This window comes from Prochlorococcus marinus str. MIT 0919 (assembly GCF_027359375.1).
Classification (GTDB): Bacteria; Cyanobacteriota; Cyanobacteriia; order PCC-6307; family Cyanobiaceae; genus Prochlorococcus_D.
This window is the reverse complement of sequence record NZ_CP114779.1, coordinates 1,096,322-1,114,842: the sequence shown is the minus strand read 5'-3', so window position 1 is coordinate 1,114,842 and position 18,521 is coordinate 1,096,322. Positions and strand designations below refer to the sequence as shown.

The 18,521-nt window shown below is 37.2% G+C and carries 14 protein-coding genes; 7 read left to right on the top strand and 7 right to left on the bottom strand.

The features are described from left to right. Nucleotides 1-33 precede the first annotated feature (33 nt). On the bottom strand, nucleotides 34-231 hold the full coding sequence (gene rpmI, locus O5635_RS06200; RefSeq protein ID WP_036901097.1) for a 50S ribosomal protein L35: 198 nt from the start codon (nucleotides 229-231) through the stop codon (nucleotides 34-36). A gap of 118 nt (nucleotides 232-349) precedes the next feature. Here rpmI and O5635_RS06195 point away from each other — a divergent pair, with 118 nt between their 5' ends. Together O5635_RS06195 and O5635_RS06190 are read left to right on the top strand one after the other, a co-directional pair. Further along, nucleotides 350-1,852: a SpoIID/LytB domain-containing protein gene (locus tag O5635_RS06195; protein ID WP_072013246.1), complete on the top strand. Its 1,503-nt coding sequence runs from the start codon at nucleotides 350-352 to the stop codon at nucleotides 1,850-1,852. A 45-nt stretch (nucleotides 1,853-1,897) separates the two neighbouring features. Then, nucleotides 1,898-3,211, top strand: a complete 1,314-nt coding sequence (locus tag O5635_RS06190; protein ID WP_036900888.1) for a glycosyltransferase — start codon at nucleotides 1,898-1,900, stop codon at nucleotides 3,209-3,211. 6 nt (nucleotides 3,212-3,217) lie between these two features. On the opposite strand, the gene O5635_RS06185 is transcribed toward O5635_RS06190, so the two are convergent. The 4 genes from O5635_RS06185 to tig all read right to left on the bottom strand — a co-directional run bounded on the left by O5635_RS06185 (nucleotide 3,218) and on the right by tig (nucleotide 8,559). Then, complete coding sequence (locus O5635_RS06185; protein ID WP_036900887.1) at nucleotides 3,218-4,960, bottom strand: DNA polymerase III subunit gamma/tau; 1,743 nt, start codon at nucleotides 4,958-4,960, stop codon at nucleotides 3,218-3,220. 18 nt (nucleotides 4,961-4,978) lie between these two features. Then, the gene (gene clpX / locus O5635_RS06180) at nucleotides 4,979-6,340 is read right to left on the bottom strand and encodes an ATP-dependent protease ATP-binding subunit ClpX (protein WP_036900886.1); all 1,362 of its coding nucleotides are present in this window, start codon (nucleotides 6,338-6,340) and stop codon (nucleotides 4,979-4,981) included. Nucleotides 6,341-6,453: 113 nt separating this feature from the next. Then, complete coding sequence (clpP, locus tag O5635_RS06175) at nucleotides 6,454-7,086, bottom strand: ATP-dependent Clp endopeptidase proteolytic subunit ClpP (protein ID WP_036900883.1); 633 nt, start codon at nucleotides 7,084-7,086, stop codon at nucleotides 6,454-6,456. 60 nt (nucleotides 7,087-7,146) lie between these two features. Further along, the gene (tig, locus tag O5635_RS06170) at nucleotides 7,147-8,559 is read right to left on the bottom strand and encodes a trigger factor (protein ID WP_036900881.1); all 1,413 of its coding nucleotides are present in this window, start codon (nucleotides 8,557-8,559) and stop codon (nucleotides 7,147-7,149) included. Between the two features lie 161 nt (nucleotides 8,560-8,720). Here tig and O5635_RS06165 point away from each other — a divergent pair, with 161 nt between their 5' ends. From O5635_RS06165 to O5635_RS06155, 3 genes are all read left to right on the top strand, one after another. Further along, the gene (locus O5635_RS06165; RefSeq protein ID WP_036900879.1) at nucleotides 8,721-9,749 is read left to right on the top strand and encodes an aspartate-semialdehyde dehydrogenase; all 1,029 of its coding nucleotides are present in this window, start codon (nucleotides 8,721-8,723) and stop codon (nucleotides 9,747-9,749) included. After that, nucleotides 9,749-10,657, top strand: a complete 909-nt coding sequence (gene dapA, locus O5635_RS06160) for a 4-hydroxy-tetrahydrodipicolinate synthase (protein WP_036900876.1) — start codon at nucleotides 9,749-9,751, stop codon at nucleotides 10,655-10,657. The genes O5635_RS06165 and dapA overlap by 1 nt, the downstream gene beginning before the upstream one ends. 82 nt (nucleotides 10,658-10,739) lie before the next feature. Further along, on the top strand, nucleotides 10,740-12,728 hold the full coding sequence (locus O5635_RS06155) for a ribonuclease J (RefSeq protein WP_036900873.1): 1,989 nt from the start codon (nucleotides 10,740-10,742) through the stop codon (nucleotides 12,726-12,728). Nucleotides 12,729-12,737: 9 nt separating this feature from the next. Here O5635_RS06155 and tilS read toward each other — a convergent pair whose 3' ends face one another. After that, nucleotides 12,738-13,754: a tRNA lysidine(34) synthetase TilS gene (gene tilS / locus O5635_RS06150; protein ID WP_036900870.1), complete on the bottom strand. Its 1,017-nt coding sequence runs from the start codon at nucleotides 13,752-13,754 to the stop codon at nucleotides 12,738-12,740. A gap of 82 nt (nucleotides 13,755-13,836) precedes the next feature. Between tilS and O5635_RS06145 the strand changes: the two genes are divergently transcribed. Both O5635_RS06145 and uvrB read left to right on the top strand, forming a co-directional pair. Then, complete coding sequence (locus O5635_RS06145; RefSeq protein WP_036901095.1) at nucleotides 13,837-14,616, top strand: DUF561 domain-containing protein; 780 nt, start codon at nucleotides 13,837-13,839, stop codon at nucleotides 14,614-14,616. Nucleotides 14,617-14,707: 91 nt separating this feature from the next. Next, on the top strand, nucleotides 14,708-16,747 hold the full coding sequence (gene uvrB / locus O5635_RS06140) for an excinuclease ABC subunit UvrB (RefSeq protein WP_036900867.1): 2,040 nt from the start codon (nucleotides 14,708-14,710) through the stop codon (nucleotides 16,745-16,747). Nucleotides 16,748-16,756: 9 nt separating this feature from the next. Here uvrB and O5635_RS06135 read toward each other — a convergent pair whose 3' ends face one another. Then, nucleotides 16,757-18,520, bottom strand: coding sequence for an aspartate kinase (locus tag O5635_RS06135; protein WP_036900864.1), 1,764 nt, complete (start codon nucleotides 18,518-18,520; stop codon nucleotides 16,757-16,759). Nucleotide 18,521 lies beyond the last annotated feature (1 nt).

Below are 18,521 nucleotides of genomic sequence, written 5' to 3'. Positions count from 1 at the left end.
GATGAAGGAATTTCTGAGAATTGGTCTATTTAATTAGCTGTATGGAAGCATTAGGCTGACGTTATCCGCATCGCGATCATCAACAACTGCTTTAGTAGCTAGATGACGCTTTAGCTTTGTGCTCTTGTGATCAAGCAAATGATTTCTGAAAGCTCTACGTCGCATAAACTTGCCAGTGCCAGTAGCTTTAAACCGCTTAGCGGCAGCTTTGCGGGTTTTTAGTTTAGGCATCTCTTGGCAAACACACAAATACAATCCATTACACTACTTCCTCATAGCGCTTTAAGCCAAATTAATTTTTAACATTTTGATTAGGAATTTATTCCCACTTAGATTTTTTGTACTGGGGATGCCTCTATTAGCATCTCAATTATTTGATACCTATAGAGCCAATGACTTTTTGGTCAATGCTCTTGAGATTCCGACTCATTCACTAGTAAAACCCCCTCATCCTTTATCTTCTAGTAATGACCGCATTTTGGTTGCATTAAAGCCTTATTTGGGCAGAACTCTGTTGGAAGATGACCGATCTATAGATTTAGAGTTGGTTAGTGGCGGACGTAAATTGATATTGACAGATCAATCAGGTTTAGTTCATAAGTCGGCGAACATAACCATTGGTTGGAAGAAAGTTTTTTTAAGCTCTTCGAAACAATTTTCAAGACAAGTTATTGGGCCTTTTGCCAGTTTTGAGTCAGCGCAAACAGTTTTGCATTTTTTGGATAAACAAGGAGTTAAAAGTAAGGTTGCACACCCTTTGGATTGGGAGGTTTGGGTACCAGATGGAATCAAACTTCCAGAGAAGATAAAGTCAAAAAATTTTACTGAAAAGATAGATTATGAGATCAGACCTGTTTTGAGATTAGATGCTAGCGATATTGTTTTGTCTGGTTTATTGAAGATTGATGCGCCAGATGGTTTGCGATGGAAAGGCGGTTTATATCAAGGTCCATTTTTTGTGAAACCAGATGCATATAGAACATGGACATTAGTTGAAGAAGTTCCTCTTGAGCAATATTTACTTGGGGTTGTACCGCATGAGATTGGACCAAGTGCCCCTTTTGCTGCTTTAGCTTCTCAAGCAGTCTTAGCCAGAACATGGGCATTGGCTAACGCCAACCGATTCGCAATTGATGGATATCATTTGTGTAGTGACACTCAGTGTCAGGTTTATAAGGATCCTAATCACGCTGATATTGAGCTCGCTCAAGCTATTTCTAAGACCTCTGGAAAGGTATTGACTTGGGAAGGTAGGCCTATTAGTGCTGTTTATCATGCAACTAATGGTGGAGTGATGGCGTCAGCCAATGAAGCTTGGGCAGTTGGGTCTGTCCCATATTTAAAATCGAATTTAGATGGTTCTCAAAGGTGGAAGAAACAATTTTCTATGCCACTTAATCAGAGATCACTTGTGAAAAGCTTTTTGGCTAAAAGAGATGGCGCTTATGGAAATAATCATTATTTATTTAGATGGAGAAGAAATTTGTCTCCTAATGATTTAAAAAAAGCTTTGACTCTTATCAAACCTAATTTTGGGTTACCTCAAAAAATTAATGTTCTCAAAAGAGGTCCTAGCGGGAGAGTTCTTGAGATGGAAATTATAGGAATGAAAAGGAATAGTTCGATAGTTTTAAAACTCGATGCTATTAGGAGAACTTTGAAAAGTTTGCCAAGTACACTGTTTATTGTTGACAACCAACGAGAAGGTGGTTGGCAATTCCTCGGTGGAGGATTTGGTCATGGCTCAGGTTTATCTCAAGCTGGGGCAATTGATTTGGCTCTTAGAGGTTGGTCTACACAGAAAATCCTTCAGCATTATTACCCAGGAACAACTTATGAATCTTTCAGGTAGTTATGAAAAGAGCACTTAAAGTCACCATGTAGATGCGGTATTTCCATGGCCTTTGCTGCTGTTAATGAAGGAAACCGCCGGTACAAGACTGTCTTGTTCTTGTCTTGTTGTTTTGTTGTGGGTTTAATCCCTTATTTGATTCCTTCATCAATAAGATTATTGCCTGCAATTTTGATTGCTCTTTTTTTAGGGATATATGCTATAGGAATTGTTTTAAAACAAAAAGATCAACGGTTTTATGAGTCGCAGTTAATGCCTTTTGATGAAGATGATTATGCATCGCTTCCTTCTGTTGATGTATTAATATCTGCAAGAGATGAAGAAAATGTTGTTGATAGATTAGTTAAGAGGTTGATGAATATTAGGTATCCAAAAGATAAGCTAACAATCATGATTGTTGATGATGGTAGTAAAGATAAGACTGCTGTTTTATTGATTCAACTGAAGAAATCTTTCCCAGATTTAAAGGTTTTAAATCGTTCGCGATCTTCTGGTGGTGGCAAGTCAGGTGCTCTCAATGAAGCATTATCGCAATTAAGAGGGGATTGGGTTTTTATCCTAGATGCAGATGCTCAATTTGACGTCGATATTTTATTAAGGCTTGTTCCTTTTGCAAGACAACATGGATGGTCAGCAGTTCAATTGAGAAAGTCAGTCACTAATGCCAAAAATAATCTACTTACTCTTTGCCAATCTATGGAGATGGCAATGGATGCTGTTATCCAGCAAGGACGTTTATTCTCTGGAGGAGTTGTTGAATTAAGAGGAAATGGTCAACTTTTAAATAGAAATATGTTGAATAATTGTGGTGGCTTTAATGAAGATACTGTTACTGATGACCTTGACTTAAGTTTCCGATTATTGATTGCTGGAGCTAATGTGGGTTTGCTTTGGAACCCACCTATTCAAGAAGAGGCAGTGGAAACTATTTCCTCTCTTTGGTTACAAAGAAATAGATGGGCAGAGGGAGGTTTGCAAAGATTTTTTGATTATTTTCCATTCCTTATTTCAACTAAAATAAACTTTATTAAAAAGCTTGATTTATTTTGCTTTTTTTCCTTGCAATATGTTTTACCTATAGTCTCTTTCTTTGACTTAATTATTGCTTTTTTAAAAAGCTCAATGCCTTTGTACTGGCCTTTTTCTTTAATTGCATTTACAGTTTCAGGTGTTGCTTATTTTCGTGGCTGTAGACGAAAAGTTGAGGGACCAGAGTTACCATCACCGAGATTTTTTCGTCTAGTTGCTGCTGTTATATATTTGGTTCATTGGTTTATAGTGATACCCTGGGTTTCCATTAAGATGGCTTTAATGCCAAAGGTATTGGTTTGGAGTAAAACAAACCATAGTGGGGCTTAATTAAAACTAGTCTTCTTCTACAGTTATAATTTCGCCATTAAAGAAATTTGCAAATTGCTCTGTGCTGCTATCAATATTATTATCATAATCAGGATTTTTTTTGTAATTCTTTGTAAGGTCATTTTTAGAATAATTTGAATTAATTTTGGAATCAGTATTTTTAATTTCTTTTTTAACTATTAATTGCTGATTATTAACATTTACATTTTTATCCTTTTCAACTCTTGATTCGATAGGCTTTGCTGTCACTTGTTGTGAACTTAATATGATTTGTCTTGAGTCACCTAAAACTTTCAGGATTGATTTTTCTAAAACCTTCTTGCGACTCTGTATCATCCCCAGCCAATTATTTGATACCCTAATTTCTACTTGATTTTCTGATAAGTGAATTAATTCTGCTTGTTGTGATAAAAGCATTCTTGTTGATGGCAATTCAATTTGTGCAAGAATTTCTTCCCAAATCTCTTTTATATTTTGACTGGGAACTGATGGATTAATTGCTTCATCTGTTTTCTCTATAGGAGATTCATATGTATCATTCATGTCTTTATCAATCGGATTCTTTTTTTCGTGTGTGTCTATTGATAATGATTTTTCTTGCTGCTTAAATTTCCTGGGTAACAAATCTTTTTTGACTTCTCCAGTTTTTTCAACTTGCTTAGCAAGCATCCCTAAGAGAATTACTTCTAGCCAAAGTCGTGGTTGAGCACTGTGACGAAGTTGAGTCTCAGCTCCTTTTAAATGTAATTGCCATTGTAATGCTTTTTCTAAATTAGTTTGACTGGCAACTTCTTCAAGTCTTGGAATAGATTCTTTAGATATCGTGCATAAATATTGATGTTTAGAGGAAGTAATTTGTATTATTAAATCCCTTAAGATCGATGTTAAGCCCTGGAGAATTGCCATAGGCTCATTGCCATTATCTAGCATTTCTTTAGAAGTCTTTAATAATCTTACTGGGTCATTATTTGTGATTGAACAAGTAAGATCTAATAACTTTTCTTCTGGAACTTCTCCAAGAAACTCCCATACAGATTCTATTGTTAAAGGTTGAGTTAAGAGACTTAATTGATCAAGAAGACTTTGAGCGTCTCGTAAACCTCCTTGTGAACGTTTAGCTATTAATGAAATGGATTCTTCATCTATTCTGATTTCTTCTTTATCAGCTATTACTTGTAAATGTTGTATTAAGTTTTCAAGTGAGATTTGACGAAAATCAAATCTTTGACATCTACTGACTATTGTTGCTAACAAACGTTGCGGATCAGTAGTGGCTAATATGAAAACAACTCTTGTGGGTGGTTCTTCTAGTGTTTTTAGTAAAGCATTAAATGCTGCGGTCGAAAGCATATGACATTCGTCAATAACATAAACTTTCCATCTCGCTTGAACTGGAGCAAATTTAGATTTTTCAATTAGATCGCGAATATTATCTACTCCCGTATTAGAAGCAGCGTCAATTTCAATGACATCTAGAGCATTCCCATTAGAGATTGCTTTGCATAAGTTGCAACTTCCACAAGGAGAAATAGTTGGTTGATCGCCATTAAGGCAATTAAGTGACTTGGCAAGAATTCTTGCGCTAGAGGTTTTCCCAGTACCTCTTGGACCACAAAAAAGGTATGCAGGAGCTATTTTTTTGCTAATAAGTGCTTGCTTGAGCGTAGTCGCTATTAATTCCTGACCAACTAAATCATCAAAACGTTGAGGCCGATATTTTTGGTGCAGAGGTAAATAATGATTGCTCATGCATTGTTGGATTTTTAATTAAGCAGACTCTTTATGATTGATTCCTTCTTTTGAAGGCAGCTTTAATACTTTCCCACCTGTAATCATTTCATCCACCATTTTTTTTGTAATTGTAAAATCACTGACATTCTTTTCAGATGGGAGTTTATACATAAGATCAACCATTAATTCCTCGACAATTCCTCTTAATGCACGTGCACCAGTTTTCCTTCTAAAAGCTTCGCTGGCAATTGCAGATACAGCACTTTCATCAAAATCTAATTTCACATTATCCATACTCATTAGAGTTCTAAATTGTTTAATTACTGCATCCCTTGGTTCTTTTAAAATTGCCTCAAGTGCTTTTGAATTTAATGGCTCTAAAACTGCTGTAACAGGCATTCTTCCAATGAACTCAGGAATAAGTCCATAACGAATCAAATCATCAGGTTCTAGATTGTTAAGAGTCTGATTTAATTCCATTTCTCTATTTAAATTAGTTTGACCCCGATTATCAGTTGAAATAAAACCTATTGAATTGCGCCCTAATCTTTTTTGGACGATATCTTCTAAGCCAACAAATGCCCCTCCACAGATAAATAGTATTTGACTTGTATCAATTTGAATGCAGTCATGGTATGGATGCTTTCTGCCACCTTGAGGAGGAACATTGGCAACTGTTCCCTCTAGCATTTTTAGTAAAGCTTGTTGAACTCCTTCGCCTGATACATCTCTTGTTATTGATGGATTCTCGCTTTTACGGGCAATTTTATCTATTTCATCAATATAAATAATTCCTCTTTGAGCAAGTTCAATATCCATGTCCGCTTTTTGTAATAGCCTCAGCAGAATATTTTCAACGTCCTCTCCGACATAACCTGCTTCCGTCAATGTAGTGGCATCTGCAACAGCAAATGGAACATCTAATAGTTCTGCAAGTGTTTGAGCAAGAAGGGTTTTACCACTACCAGTAGGACCAATTAGCAAAATATTGGATTTATGCAATCTTGTTGTAGTGAGGTCTTTTTCGTCTGGACTATCCCCTTGCCAAGCAAGTCTCTTGTAATGATTGTAGACAGCTACCGAAAGTATTTTCTTGGCGACTTCTTGCCCAACCACTTGCTTATCTAAGAAATCCTTGATTTCTATTGGTTTGGGAATAGAAGCCAATGTAGGTGCAGGCTTACTGGTATTTGATACTGCGGGTTGATTTTTATTAGATGCATTAACTGTTTCCCTATTTTTCCCTTGATTATCGATTAACTCTTCATCCAAGATCTCATTGCAAAGGTCTATGCATTCATCGCAGATGTATACCCCTGGACCTGCAATTAACTTTCTAACTTGTTCTTGGGATTTTCCGCAAAAAGAACATTTTAGATGGGCTTCAAATTTTGCCATCGAGAATAGAAGAGTTTGAAAGTGTTAAAGGATCTGACTAGTAAGTTAGCTCCTATTTATAGGATCGTTAGTAATTGCTGCTTCGTCAGCTTTCCTTAATGATTCCTATTTAGTTAGTTGCTGTTAATTACTTTGTCTATCAGGCCATATTCAACCGCTTCTTGCGGGGAAAGAAAGTGGTCTCTGTCAGTGTCTTCAGAAATTTTATCGATTGGTTGACCTGTGTGCTCTGCAAGGAGTTGATTTAAGGTTTCTTTAAGAAAAAGAATTTCTTTGGCTTGAATCTCAATTTCTACTGCTTGTCCTTGTGCACCGCCTAAAGGTTGATGAATCATTATTCTTGAGTTTGGTAGAGAAATCCTTTTACCTTTAGTTCCCCCAGACAATAAGAAAGCACCCATGCTTGCGGCTAAGCCATAGCAGATAGTAACTATGTCAGGATTAACATGTTGCATTGTGTCGTAGATAGCTAGCCCCGCTGTTACAGAACCTCCCGGAGAATTTATGTAGAGTTGAATATCTTTCTCTGGATCTTCAGCTTCAAGAAAAAGCATTTGAGCAACTAATGCATCAGCAATTTGATCATTTACATTAGTTCCAAGAAAAATGATCCTTTCTCTGAGAAGGCGAGAGTAAATATCAAAGGCTCTATCACCTTTGCCAGATTGCTCGACTACAGTTGGCAGTACTCCAGGGCCTGATAATGGATACACTCCTTGCCAAAAATTATTTATAGGATGCTTCATTTTCTTAGTGGGCCGGGTGAATGGTTTTGATGATTGAATGGAAATAATCTAAAACCTACATTATGAATTAGGAGATTTATCAGCCTTTATTTTTGATTTTGAGCTTTTTCCTTCACTGGATTTGGAACTAGAGTTCTTAGCTTTTGATGGTTTGTCTGAGGTCTTTTCAATGATTGTGTTGTTTTCCTCAAGCCAAAGTAAGAGTTTTTCATGAAGTAGATCTTCAGATACTGCGTCTTTTAATCTTTTTAAGTCTATATTTTTCTCTTTAGCTAAGTCACGCTGAACTTCTTTGAACTTCTTTTCTACTTCTTGATCAGAAATTTCAATTCTCTCTTGTTTTGCCAGTGCATTTAATGCAAAGTGACGACGAAGGTTATCGATAGCTTCAGGTTTTGAAGAATCCATTAATTTATTTACAAGTTCACTGGTAAAAGTTGACTTCACATCTATTCCTTGTTCCGCAAAGTTCCTGGCTGTTTGTTCAATGAGATTGCGTATCTCTTGATTGATAAGTGTTTTCGGAAGCTCCACTTCTAGTTCTTTAATAAGTTCATTTAAAAGCGCTTCTTGACGGTTTTGAGAAGTTTTTTTAATAGCATCTTTTTTTAGCCTTTCTTCTAGCTCAATCCTTAGATCTTTCATATTGGACTTTTCACTAGTTTGTTTTGCAAAAGCATCATCTAAGGGTGGCAACTCCCTTTCTTTTAAAGCTTTAAGATGAATTTTAAAACTCGCTTTCCTTCCCTTTGCATCTTCTTGGGGATAATCTTTAGGGAATTCACATGTCACTTCTTTTTTTTCATCTATTTTCATATTTATAATTCCTTCTATAAACCCTGGAATCATTTTTCCTTTTTCTAACTCAATATCCATAGACTCACTTTTACCCCCTTCAATTGGATTGTCATTATCTACGAAGCTCCCTTCAAAACTAACTACAGCAATATCACCTGCTTTTGCCGCTCTACTTTCAATTGGAATTAGGGTTGCAAGCTGTTTTTGAGATTGCTTTAAAATCTCGTCAATTTTTTTTTCGTCAAAGACAATTGTTTCTGCTTCCGCTGAGAGTCCTTTGGTATTTTTTAGCTTTGGGATTGGAGATATATCAGTTTCTAAGGTGACCAAAAGATTTGAGTTGGGGTTAAAACCATTTAATAAAGCCTCAAAACCTCCAACTAATTCAGGTTCACATAAAGGCTCTATATCGTTATCTTTCAAAGCCTTGCTCCAGACACTTTCTAGCAGTTTTTCCAAAGCCGATGCTTGGATTCTTTTTGTTCCAATTTGCTGAAGCAGAACTGCTTGTGGTGCTTTGCCTTTTCTAAACCCTGGAAGGTTGGCTGATCTGCTTAATCTCGACAAAGCTTCTTTAAAGCTGTTTTGGCATTGTTCTGCAGGAATTTCCAGCTCAACAGCTAATCGACTCTCTGGCAGGGGTTTGGTTGTTACTTTTACTGTTGAATTGCTCATTGGTTAACTAAGAAACGAAGCCCATTAGCTCATTACATTAAGAAAGAGTTAGGCAAACTATTAAAAGCTATCGTTCCTTTATAGATTTTCTGAAGATCTTTGAGTGGTTTTTTCAAAGATTTTTATCTTTAAGTTCATCAAAAATTTTCGTTCTACCACATTTGTCTTTGAAAAATTGTTTACCTGATCGACCTTTGAACGTTGCTGTACTAGGGGCTACTGGTGCGGTTGGGCAGGAATTATTGGATTTGTTAGAGGCCCGATCTTTTCCGATTAATAATTTACGATTGCTTGCTTCTTCTCGATCGGCTGGTGAAAAAAGGTTTTGGAAAGCGCAAGTTCTCAGTATTGAAGAGGTTGCAGTGAGTAGTTTTAACGGTTTGGATCTGGTTTTTGCCTCTGCCGGTGGATCAATATCAAGGCAATGGAGAGAAGCTATTAAAGATTCCGGAGCAATTCTTATTGATAATTCCAGTGCGTTTCGAATGGATAATGATGTTCCTTTAATTGTTCCAGAAGTTAATCCAGAAGATGCATTTAATCATCAGGGCTTGATTGCAAATCCTAATTGCACAACTATTTTGCTCACTGTTGTTTTGAAGCCATTATCAGATTTGATTCCTATTAAAAGAGTTGTTCTTTCTACATATCAGTCTGCTAGTGGTGCTGGTGCTAAAGCAATGTCAGAACTTAAAAACTTAACTCAAAAGGTTTTGAATGACAAAGAAGTTAAAAGTGAGGTACTTCCATATTCTTTAGCGTTTAACCTTTTTCTTCATAATTCACCTTTAGCAGCAAATTCTTACTGTGAAGAGGAAATGAAGATGGTTAATGAAACTCGCAAAATTATGGGTGTACCTCAATTGCCACTCACAGCAACATGTGTTCGAGTCCCAGTTTTAAGAGCACATTCTGAGGCTGTAAATATTGAATTTGAGAAACCTTTGGATGTAGCAATTGCTAAAAAAGCCCTTGCTGAAGCTAAAGGAATTGAATTAATAGAAGATTATCAAGCTAATAGATTCCCTATGCCTATAGATGTGACGGGTAAGGATTCAATTGCTGTAGGCAGAATTCGTCAGGATATAAGCAATGAAAATTGCTTGGAGTTATGGCTTTGTGGTGATCAAATTCGTAAAGGTGCTGCATTGAATGCAATTCAAATCGCTGAACTTTTATTACCAAGTTAATGATTTTAAAATCTGATTTATCTCCAGCCCCTTTTGGCCGCCTATTAACTGCAATGGTCACTCCATTTGATCAAGAAGGCCATGTTGATTTTAATTTGGCTGGGCGGTTAGCTTCTTTTCTTGTTGAACAAGGATCCGATGGAATTGTTGTTTGTGGAACTACAGGAGAATCTCCAACATTGAGCTGGGATGAGCAATACCAACTTCTTCAAACTGTTAAGTACTCCGTTGGAGAAAATATCAAAGTCCTTTCTGGGACAGGAAGCAACAGCACAAGTGAAGCTATAGAAGCGACTGCCAAAGCCTCCAATATGGGTGCGGATGGGGCTTTGGTGGTTGTGCCTTATTACAACAAACCTCCTCAGGAAGGATTGGAGGCACATTTTCGAGCTGTTGCTAACGCAGCACCTGAAATGCCTTTAATGCTTTACAACATACCCAGTAGAACAGGATGCTCTTTGCTGCCAAGAACTGTTAAAAGTTTGATGAGTTGCTCTAATATTATTAGTTTCAAGGCGGCTAGCGGGAACGTTGGCGAAGTAACTGATTTAAGAATGCAATGTGGCGCAAGCTTATCTATTTACAGTGGTGATGATGCACTCCTTTTACCAATGATGTCAGTTGGTGCAGTGGGAGTCGTAAGTGTTGCTAGTCATATTGTAGGCAGACAAATCAAAGGAATGATTGATGCATATTTATTTGGAAATGTTGAAATAGCTCTTGGTTATCATGAGCAGTTACAGCCAATTTTTCAGGCGCTTTTTGCCACTACTAATCCAATACCGGTTAAGGCAGCCCTTGAGTTAATTGGATGGCCTGTAGGACCACCTAGAAGCCCCTTGGTTCCTTTAAAAAAACAAATGAAAGAAGACCTAATGGATATAATTAAATCCTTAGGACAAATTTAATAAAAAGCTTTCTATTTAAATTGGCTTTGCACAGTGATTTGTCTCACTCAAAAACGAGTTTGTTTCTCGAATACTTATCCAAATGTCGACTAGCTTTTCACATTCTTCTACTTCCACTAATAATTCTTCCAGACTTCCTATGAACAAACAACCAATGCTTAGAGTTATTCCCCTGGGCGGACTACATGAAATAGGAAAAAACACATGTGTTTTTGAATATGGTGATGACTTGATGTTGGTTGATGCAGGCCTTGCTTTTCCAAGTGATGGAATGCATGGAGTCAATGTTGTAATGCCAGATACAAGTTATTTAAAAGAAAACCAGCATCGTATGAGGGGAATGATTGTCACTCATGGACACGAGGATCATATAGGCGGAATTTCTCATCATTTGAAGCATTTTAATATTCCAGTTATTTATGGACCTCGTTTGGCGATGTCAATGTTGCAAGGAAAAATGGAAGAAGCAGGCGTGTCAGATCGAACAACAATTCAAACGGTCGGTCCAAGAGATGTTGTCAAAGTAGGCCAATCTTTTTCAGTCGAGTTTATTAGGAATACACATTCCATGGCTGATAGCTTTTCATTGGCAATAAAAACTCCTGTTGGCACAATAATTTTTACAGGTGACTTTAAGTTTGACCACACACCAGTAGATGGAGAGCACTTTGATCTAGCACGTTTAGCTCATCATGGAGAGGAAGGTGTTTTATGTCTTTTTAGTGATTCGACTAATGCTGAGGTGCCAGGTTGGTGTCCCTCAGAACGAACAGTTTTCCCAGCCTTAGAGCGTCATCTGGAAGATGCTCAAGGACGAGTAATTATTACTACATTTGCCAGTTCAATTCATCGTGTTGCAATGATTTTGGAGCTTGCCTTAAAGCATGGCCGCAAGGTTGGTTTACTGGGTAGATCCATGTTGAACGTAATTGCGAAAGCAAGAGAAATTGGATATATGAAGGCTCCAGATGAATTATTTGTTCCAATTAAGCAAATTCGTGACATGCCTGACAGAGAAACACTTCTATTAATGACTGGTAGTCAGGGAGAACCATTGGCTGCTTTAAGTCGTATATCGCGAGGAGATCATCAACATGTTCAAGTAAAAACAAGTGACACAATAATTTTTTCAGCCAGCCCTATCCCCGGTAACACCATTTCCGTTGTAAATACAATTGACCGCCTTATGAAACTAGGTGCAAAAGTTGTTTATGGAAAAGGAGAAGGTATTCATGTTTCGGGTCATGGTTTTCAAGAAGATCAAAAGTTAATGCTTGCTTTAACCAAGCCAAAATATTTCGTCCCCGTTCATGGTGAACACAGAATGCTTGTTTGTCATAGTAAAAGTGCTCAGACAATGGGAGTTCCGGAAAATAATATTCTGATTCTTGAGAATGGAGATGTTGTAGAGCTCACACCAGATTCACTTAAAAAAGGACAGCCTGTAAAGGCTGGTATAGAGCTTTTAGATGCTTCTAGAAATGGGATTGTTGATGCGCGTGTTTTAAAAGAACGCCAACAATTGGCTGAGGATGGAGTGATTACGCTTTTAGTTGCTGTCAGCACTGATGGTGCCATGGTTGCTCCACCTAGAGTTAATTTGCGCGGAGTAATAACTTCAGCTGAACCTAAGAAAATGTCTTTCTGGACTGAAAAAGAAATTAATTGGGTTTTAGAAAACCGTTGGAAGCAACTTTCAAGACAAGTGAGTAGTAATTCAGTCGAAGTAGATTGGATTGGTTTTCAAAGAGAAGTTGAATCTGGCTTAGCCAGAAGGATGCGAAGAGAATTTCAAGTTGAGCCATTAATTTTGTGCTTAGTTCAGCCTGCCCCTTCTGGAACACCTGTCTACAAAGGTAGAAGTGATGAAGAATTTAGTCCTAAAGTTAATGAAAGAAATAGAAACTTACCTTCTAATAATCAATCTAAAGAAACTAAAAACTTAGCATCTTCTAGATCTCCTCAGCCAATAAATAATTCGTCAAGTCCCAAGGGTGAAATGCCAGACGAGTCAATAAACGTAGAAATGACACCTGGTCGTACTAGAAGACGTAGATCAGCTGTTAATTAGTTGATGTATTCATTGTGTACAAAAGACTTGTACACACTCTTGATCCCATACAATTTTCCAACCTTGTGCAAGATCTCTAGACCCAGGAGGCATGCCCTTATTAATACTTTGACTAATTTCAGCTAGTTGAGAAGCTTTTACATGAGGTACTCCATTTATATCAAGCCATTTTGCAAAAATTGTTTCTCTTGTCTGTGTTGGAAGTTCGATTAATTTTTTTCTGGATAACCCATTAAGTTTCGAAATCGCTTCTATAGCAAGACTTGTAAGGGCTTCTCTATCATCTTGTAAATTAGAAAGTCTTTCGGCAAGCGAAGCAATGCGTATGGTACTTCCAGGATGAAGTTTTTCTAATACAGGCAGGACTTCTTTGCGAATTCTGTTGCGACTAAAATTCATATTTGAATTTGAAGGGTCAATCCAAATTGGTAAATTCATTTCTTTACAGATTTCTGCTGTGTCATCTCGGCTAAAGGGTAATAAAGGTCTAATTAGTTTTATTGAACCTTTTAAGGTTCGAGAGTATCTAAGGCTTCCTAAGCCTCCTATATACGCACCTCTTGCAAGATTGAGTAGAAGAGTCTCTGTACGGTCAGTACTTGTATGTCCTGTGAGTACACATTGAAAAGAGATTGATTGATATTTTTGCTTTAGGGATTGTAAATAATCAACAATTCTTTGATAGCGCCAATTTCTAGCAGCTTCTTCAGTTTGCAACTTTGTACTGCTAAGTCTTTCAGAATAAAAATTTATTTTCTTGCTTCTACACCATTCTCCTAATTCGCTAGCGATTTTAGATGAGTCTTTATGCCATCCATGATCTCCATGCCAAACATGTATTTCCCAGTGATAAAGCCTTTTTAGATCGATTATTAATTTCAGTAAGGCCATAGAATCTTGCCCGCCAGAAACAGAAAGGATAAGACCAGAACCAGCAGGTAATAAATTCTTTTTTTTGATAAGAGTTTTGTGAAGTCTTGTATGCCATGGACCCCAAGGCATTTCACTCTTGGAAGGCTGTGTCATATGAATTACGAGGACAACTGATTAATTTTCATAGTTCTTTCTCATGAAGAATGGCACAATCAGAATATCTGTTCTTGATTTGATGTCGCGTTTACAAAAATTGCCATTTTCTCTTCAAAAGAGTTTAAAGAAAGGCTCGCTTTTAAAAATTATTGGAGGATTAGATAATTTTGATGAAGACTCTGTAGTCAACATTGCAAAAGCATCTGCTTTAGGGGGAGGGGATTTGATAGATATTGCTTGTGATGCTGGCTTAGTAAAGGCAGCCCTTCAAGTTTCCTCATTACCTGTATGTGTGAGTGCTGTAGACCCACAATTATTCCCTTCTGCTGTTGAGGCAGGCGCTTCTTTGATTGAAATAGGTAATTTTGATTCTTTTTATGCCAAAGGACGTTTTTTTGAATCCGCGGAAGTTCTTGCATTAACAACTGAGACAAGGCGCTTGATACCTGATGTTTTTCTATCAGTTACTGTTCCGCACTTTTTACCTTTAGATCAACAAGCTCAACTTGGATTGGATTTAGTAGAAGCTGGAGCTGATTTGATTCAAACTGAAGGCGGTAAAAGTTCAACACCTCACAATCCAGGAGTGAGAGGTTTAATTGAGAAGGCAGCTCCAACATTGGCAGCAGTTCATACAATCTCGCAAGCCTTCTCAAGAGCTGATTGCCAAATACCGATTATGTGTGCTTCTGGTCTTTCCGCAGTCACTGCTCCCTTGGCAATAGCAGCTGGCGCATCAGGTGTGGGCATCGGTTCTGCTGTTAATCGTTTATCAAGCGAGATAGAGATGATCGCAATGATTAAAACTCTGAGAGAATCAATAGATTATTCTCCTCTTTTTGTTCCACAGACAGCTTGATATACAATCTTTAGTAATCCTATGACTAGTAAAAGTTAATTAGAAATATTTATAGTTGCTTTTTATGGTTTATCTTTAGTCGTTATCAATGATGAATAAATATAAGCTTTTTTCTCCATATTCACCTAAAGGTGATCAACCAAAAGCAATTGCTCAACTCGTGAAAGGGGTAGACTTAGGAAAGCAATTTCAAACTTTGCTAGGCGCAACTGGTACAGGCAAAACTTTTACTATTGCGAATGTGATTGCAAAGACTGGTCGGCCTACCTTAGTGCTGGCTCATAATAAAACTCTTGCGGCTCAATTATGTAATGAATTAAGAGAATTCTTTCCTGAAAATGCAGTCGAATACTTTATTTCTTATTATGATTACTATCAACCAGAAGCTTATGTACCTGTTAGTGATACTTATATAGCTAAAACATCATCAATCAATGAAGAGATTGACATGCTAAGGCATTCAGCAACGCGCTCTTTATTTGAACGTAGAGATGTAATTGTTGTTGCATCTATTAGTTGTATTTATGGCTTAGGTATACCTAGCGAATATTTAAAAGCGTCTGTTAAATTCGAGCGAGGAAGTACTATTGATTTACGCCAATCATTAAGAGATTTAGTTAATAATCAATATACTCGTAATGATACGAACATTGGCCGTGGTAATTTTCGTCTTAAGGGCGATGTTTTAGAAATAGGACCTGCATATGATGACAGACTTGTAAGAATAGAATTGTTTGGCGATGAAATCGAAACTATTAAATATGTTGACCCTTTAACTGGCGAAATAATTGAATCTCTTAATGCCATAAATATTTATCCTGCAAAACATTTTGTTACTCCTAAAACTAGATTAAAAATAGCAATTGAAGCTATCAAGAGTGAGTTAAATCATCAATTAAATTTGTTTAATAATGAAGGTAAATTATTAGAAGCTCAAAGACTTGAGCAGCGAACAAAATATGACTTAGAAATGCTCCGAGAAGTGGGATATTGTAATGGGGTTGAGAATTATGCTCGACATTTATCAGGTAGAAATGAAGGAACTCCTCCCGAATGTTTAATTGATTATTTTCCAGAGGATTGGCTACTTGTGGTAGATGAAAGCCATGTTACTTGCTCTCAATTACAAGCTATGTATAACGGAGATCAATCAAGGAAAAAGGTTCTCATAGAACATGGCTTTAGATTGCCAAGTGCTGCAGATAATAGGCCTTTAAAGTCAGATGAGTTTTGGCAAAAAGCAAAACAAACTATCTTTATCAGTGCGACACCAGGTAATTGGGAATTAGATATTAGTGAAAGTTCAATTGTTGAACAGGTCATAAGGCCAACAGGCGTTCTAGACCCTCTAGTAGAAGTTCGACCAACAAAAGGTCAGATAGATGACTTATTAGATGAAATTAGAGTAAGGGTTAAAAGAAACCAAAGAGTTTTGATAACGACTTTAACGAAAAGGATGGCAGAAGATTTGAGTGATTATCTTGAAGAAAATAAAGTTAAAGTCCGCTATCTTCATTCAGAAATTCACTCTATAGAAAGAATTGAGATTATTCAAGATCTTAGAATAGGTGAATATGATGTTTTAGTTGGTGTGAATTTACTTAGAGAAGGTTTGGACCTTCCTGAAGTTTCCCTTGTGGTAATTCTTGATGCTGATAAAGAAGGTTTTCTTAGAGCAGAAAGATCTTTAATACAAACAATAGGAAGAGCGGCAAGACATGTTGATGGCTGCGCATTGCTTTATGCAGATAATTTAACTGATTCAATGTCTAAAGCAATTCATGAGACTGATCGTAGGAGGAACATACAAGATGCTTTTAATAAAAAGCATGGTATAACCCCTATGCCAGCTGGTAAGAAGGCAACAAATTCAATATTATCTTTTTTAGAACTTTCTAGAAAATTACAAAATGATGGTAATAGTAATGATCTTGTAGATATAACAAATACAGCAATTAAGGATTTACAAGATTCAGAGGATATGGGCATAGCTATGGATACATTGCCTGAAGTAATACATAAATTAGAGGTTAAGATGAATTTAGCAGCTAAAGATCTGGACTTTGAACTAGCAGCAAAATTAAGAGATCGAATAAAAAAATTGAGAAATAAATTGGTTCGCTCTAGTTGACCTGGATAATTATTTATCTTGGTGTAAATTAAAAAACTGATGTACAGCTTCTAGGGCTTTTGTTCCATCTTTTTCAGAAACAATACATGTAGTTCTAATTTCACTTGTTGCTATCATTTCAATATTTATTTGATTTGCTGCTAATGCTCTAAACATTCTAGCAGCGGTACCAATTGTTTCTGGCATTCCTGCACCAACACTGCTAATGCGAGCAATCGCCATACCATCCTCAAGTGCAGAACCTTGCCAACTTTTAAGTAGGGGATATATAGCATTGTCTATTTTTTTCCTATCATCTTTATTCATTGTAAAGCTGATAGTCCTACCACCATTTTTCTGCGTTCTTTCTGATTGTACTATTGTATCTAGAGTGATTCCATTCTCACTCAGTGTTCTACAAATAGTTGCCGCAGTTCCAGGTTTGTCAGGTATATTTACCACACTTACTTGAACTTGATTGTTATCTAATGCAACTCCTCTTACAGCAGGTTCTGAAGTAGGTATTGGTTTGGGATTTATTTGAGTTTGTTGTTGATTAATTTCAAAGGCTTCACAAACTGCACGCAGAGCTTTACTGCCCATTTTGGAATCAATTACACAACTTACTTTTACTTCGCTAGTTGCAATTAATCTTAAGTTAATACCAGCTTTTGAGATGGTTTCAAACAATTTTGCTGCAATACCTGGGCGTCCCATTATTCCAGCTCCTCTAATACTAAGTTTACTCATTTCACTTTGCGTAGATAATTTACCTCCTAAGGTTTTGATTAATTTCTCACATAGTGATTTTGCTTTTCCCAGATCATTTTGTGCAATTGTGAAGGCAATATCATTACTCTTTCCTTCATGAGTCGATTGAATTATTAGATCTACGTTTACACCTCCTTTAGAAAGAGTTTCGAATAAATCTGCTGCTATTCCAGGTTGATCAGGAATATGTGAGAGTCCTAGAACTGCTTGGTTCTCTAATAATTCTGCACCATTCACTGGTCTTCCTAGCTCTAAACCTTCCTTCCCAATTTCACGATTAGCCTGACTAGTGAGGGTTGTACCAGTGTCATTGTCCCAGCTAGAGCGAACTATTAGCTTTACGCCATAATTTCTTGCTATCTCAACTGCTCTTGGATGCAGCACTGCTGCTCCAAGGCTCGCAAGTTCTAGCATTTCATCACAGGTTATTTCCTGAATTAGTTTTGCTTCTCTAACTTTGCGAGGGTCAGTTGTTAGTACCCCAGGAACATCTGTATAAATTTCGCATGCCTCTGCTTTAAGTGCTGCTGCTAATGCGACTGCAGAGGTGTCAGATCCGCCTCTGCCAAGGGTCGTAATTTCCATCGTCCCCCCGCTGCCTAAGCTGGTACCTTGGAAGCCAGCAATGATTACGACTTGCTCTTCTTCGAGCAGACTTTCAATACGCTCCGTTTTAATTTCCAGAATTCTTGCTTTCCCATGTGACGATTCAGTCACTATGCCTATTTGAGAACCTGTCATCGATTTTGCTCGAACTCCAAGCTCATTTAGTGCAATCGATAACAAGGCAATAGAAATCTGTTCCCCAGTTGACAAAAGCATATCCAGTTCTCTTGGAGGAGGGTTATTGCTAATTGATTGAGCAAGATTATTTAGATCATTAGTTGTATTACCCATTGCAGAAACAACTATGACCAGTTGATGACCGGCTTCGTGGCTGCATGCAATCCTTTTGGCTACTGACTGAATTCGTTCGATGCTGCCAACAGATGTGCCTCCAAATTTTTGGACAAGAAGACTCATT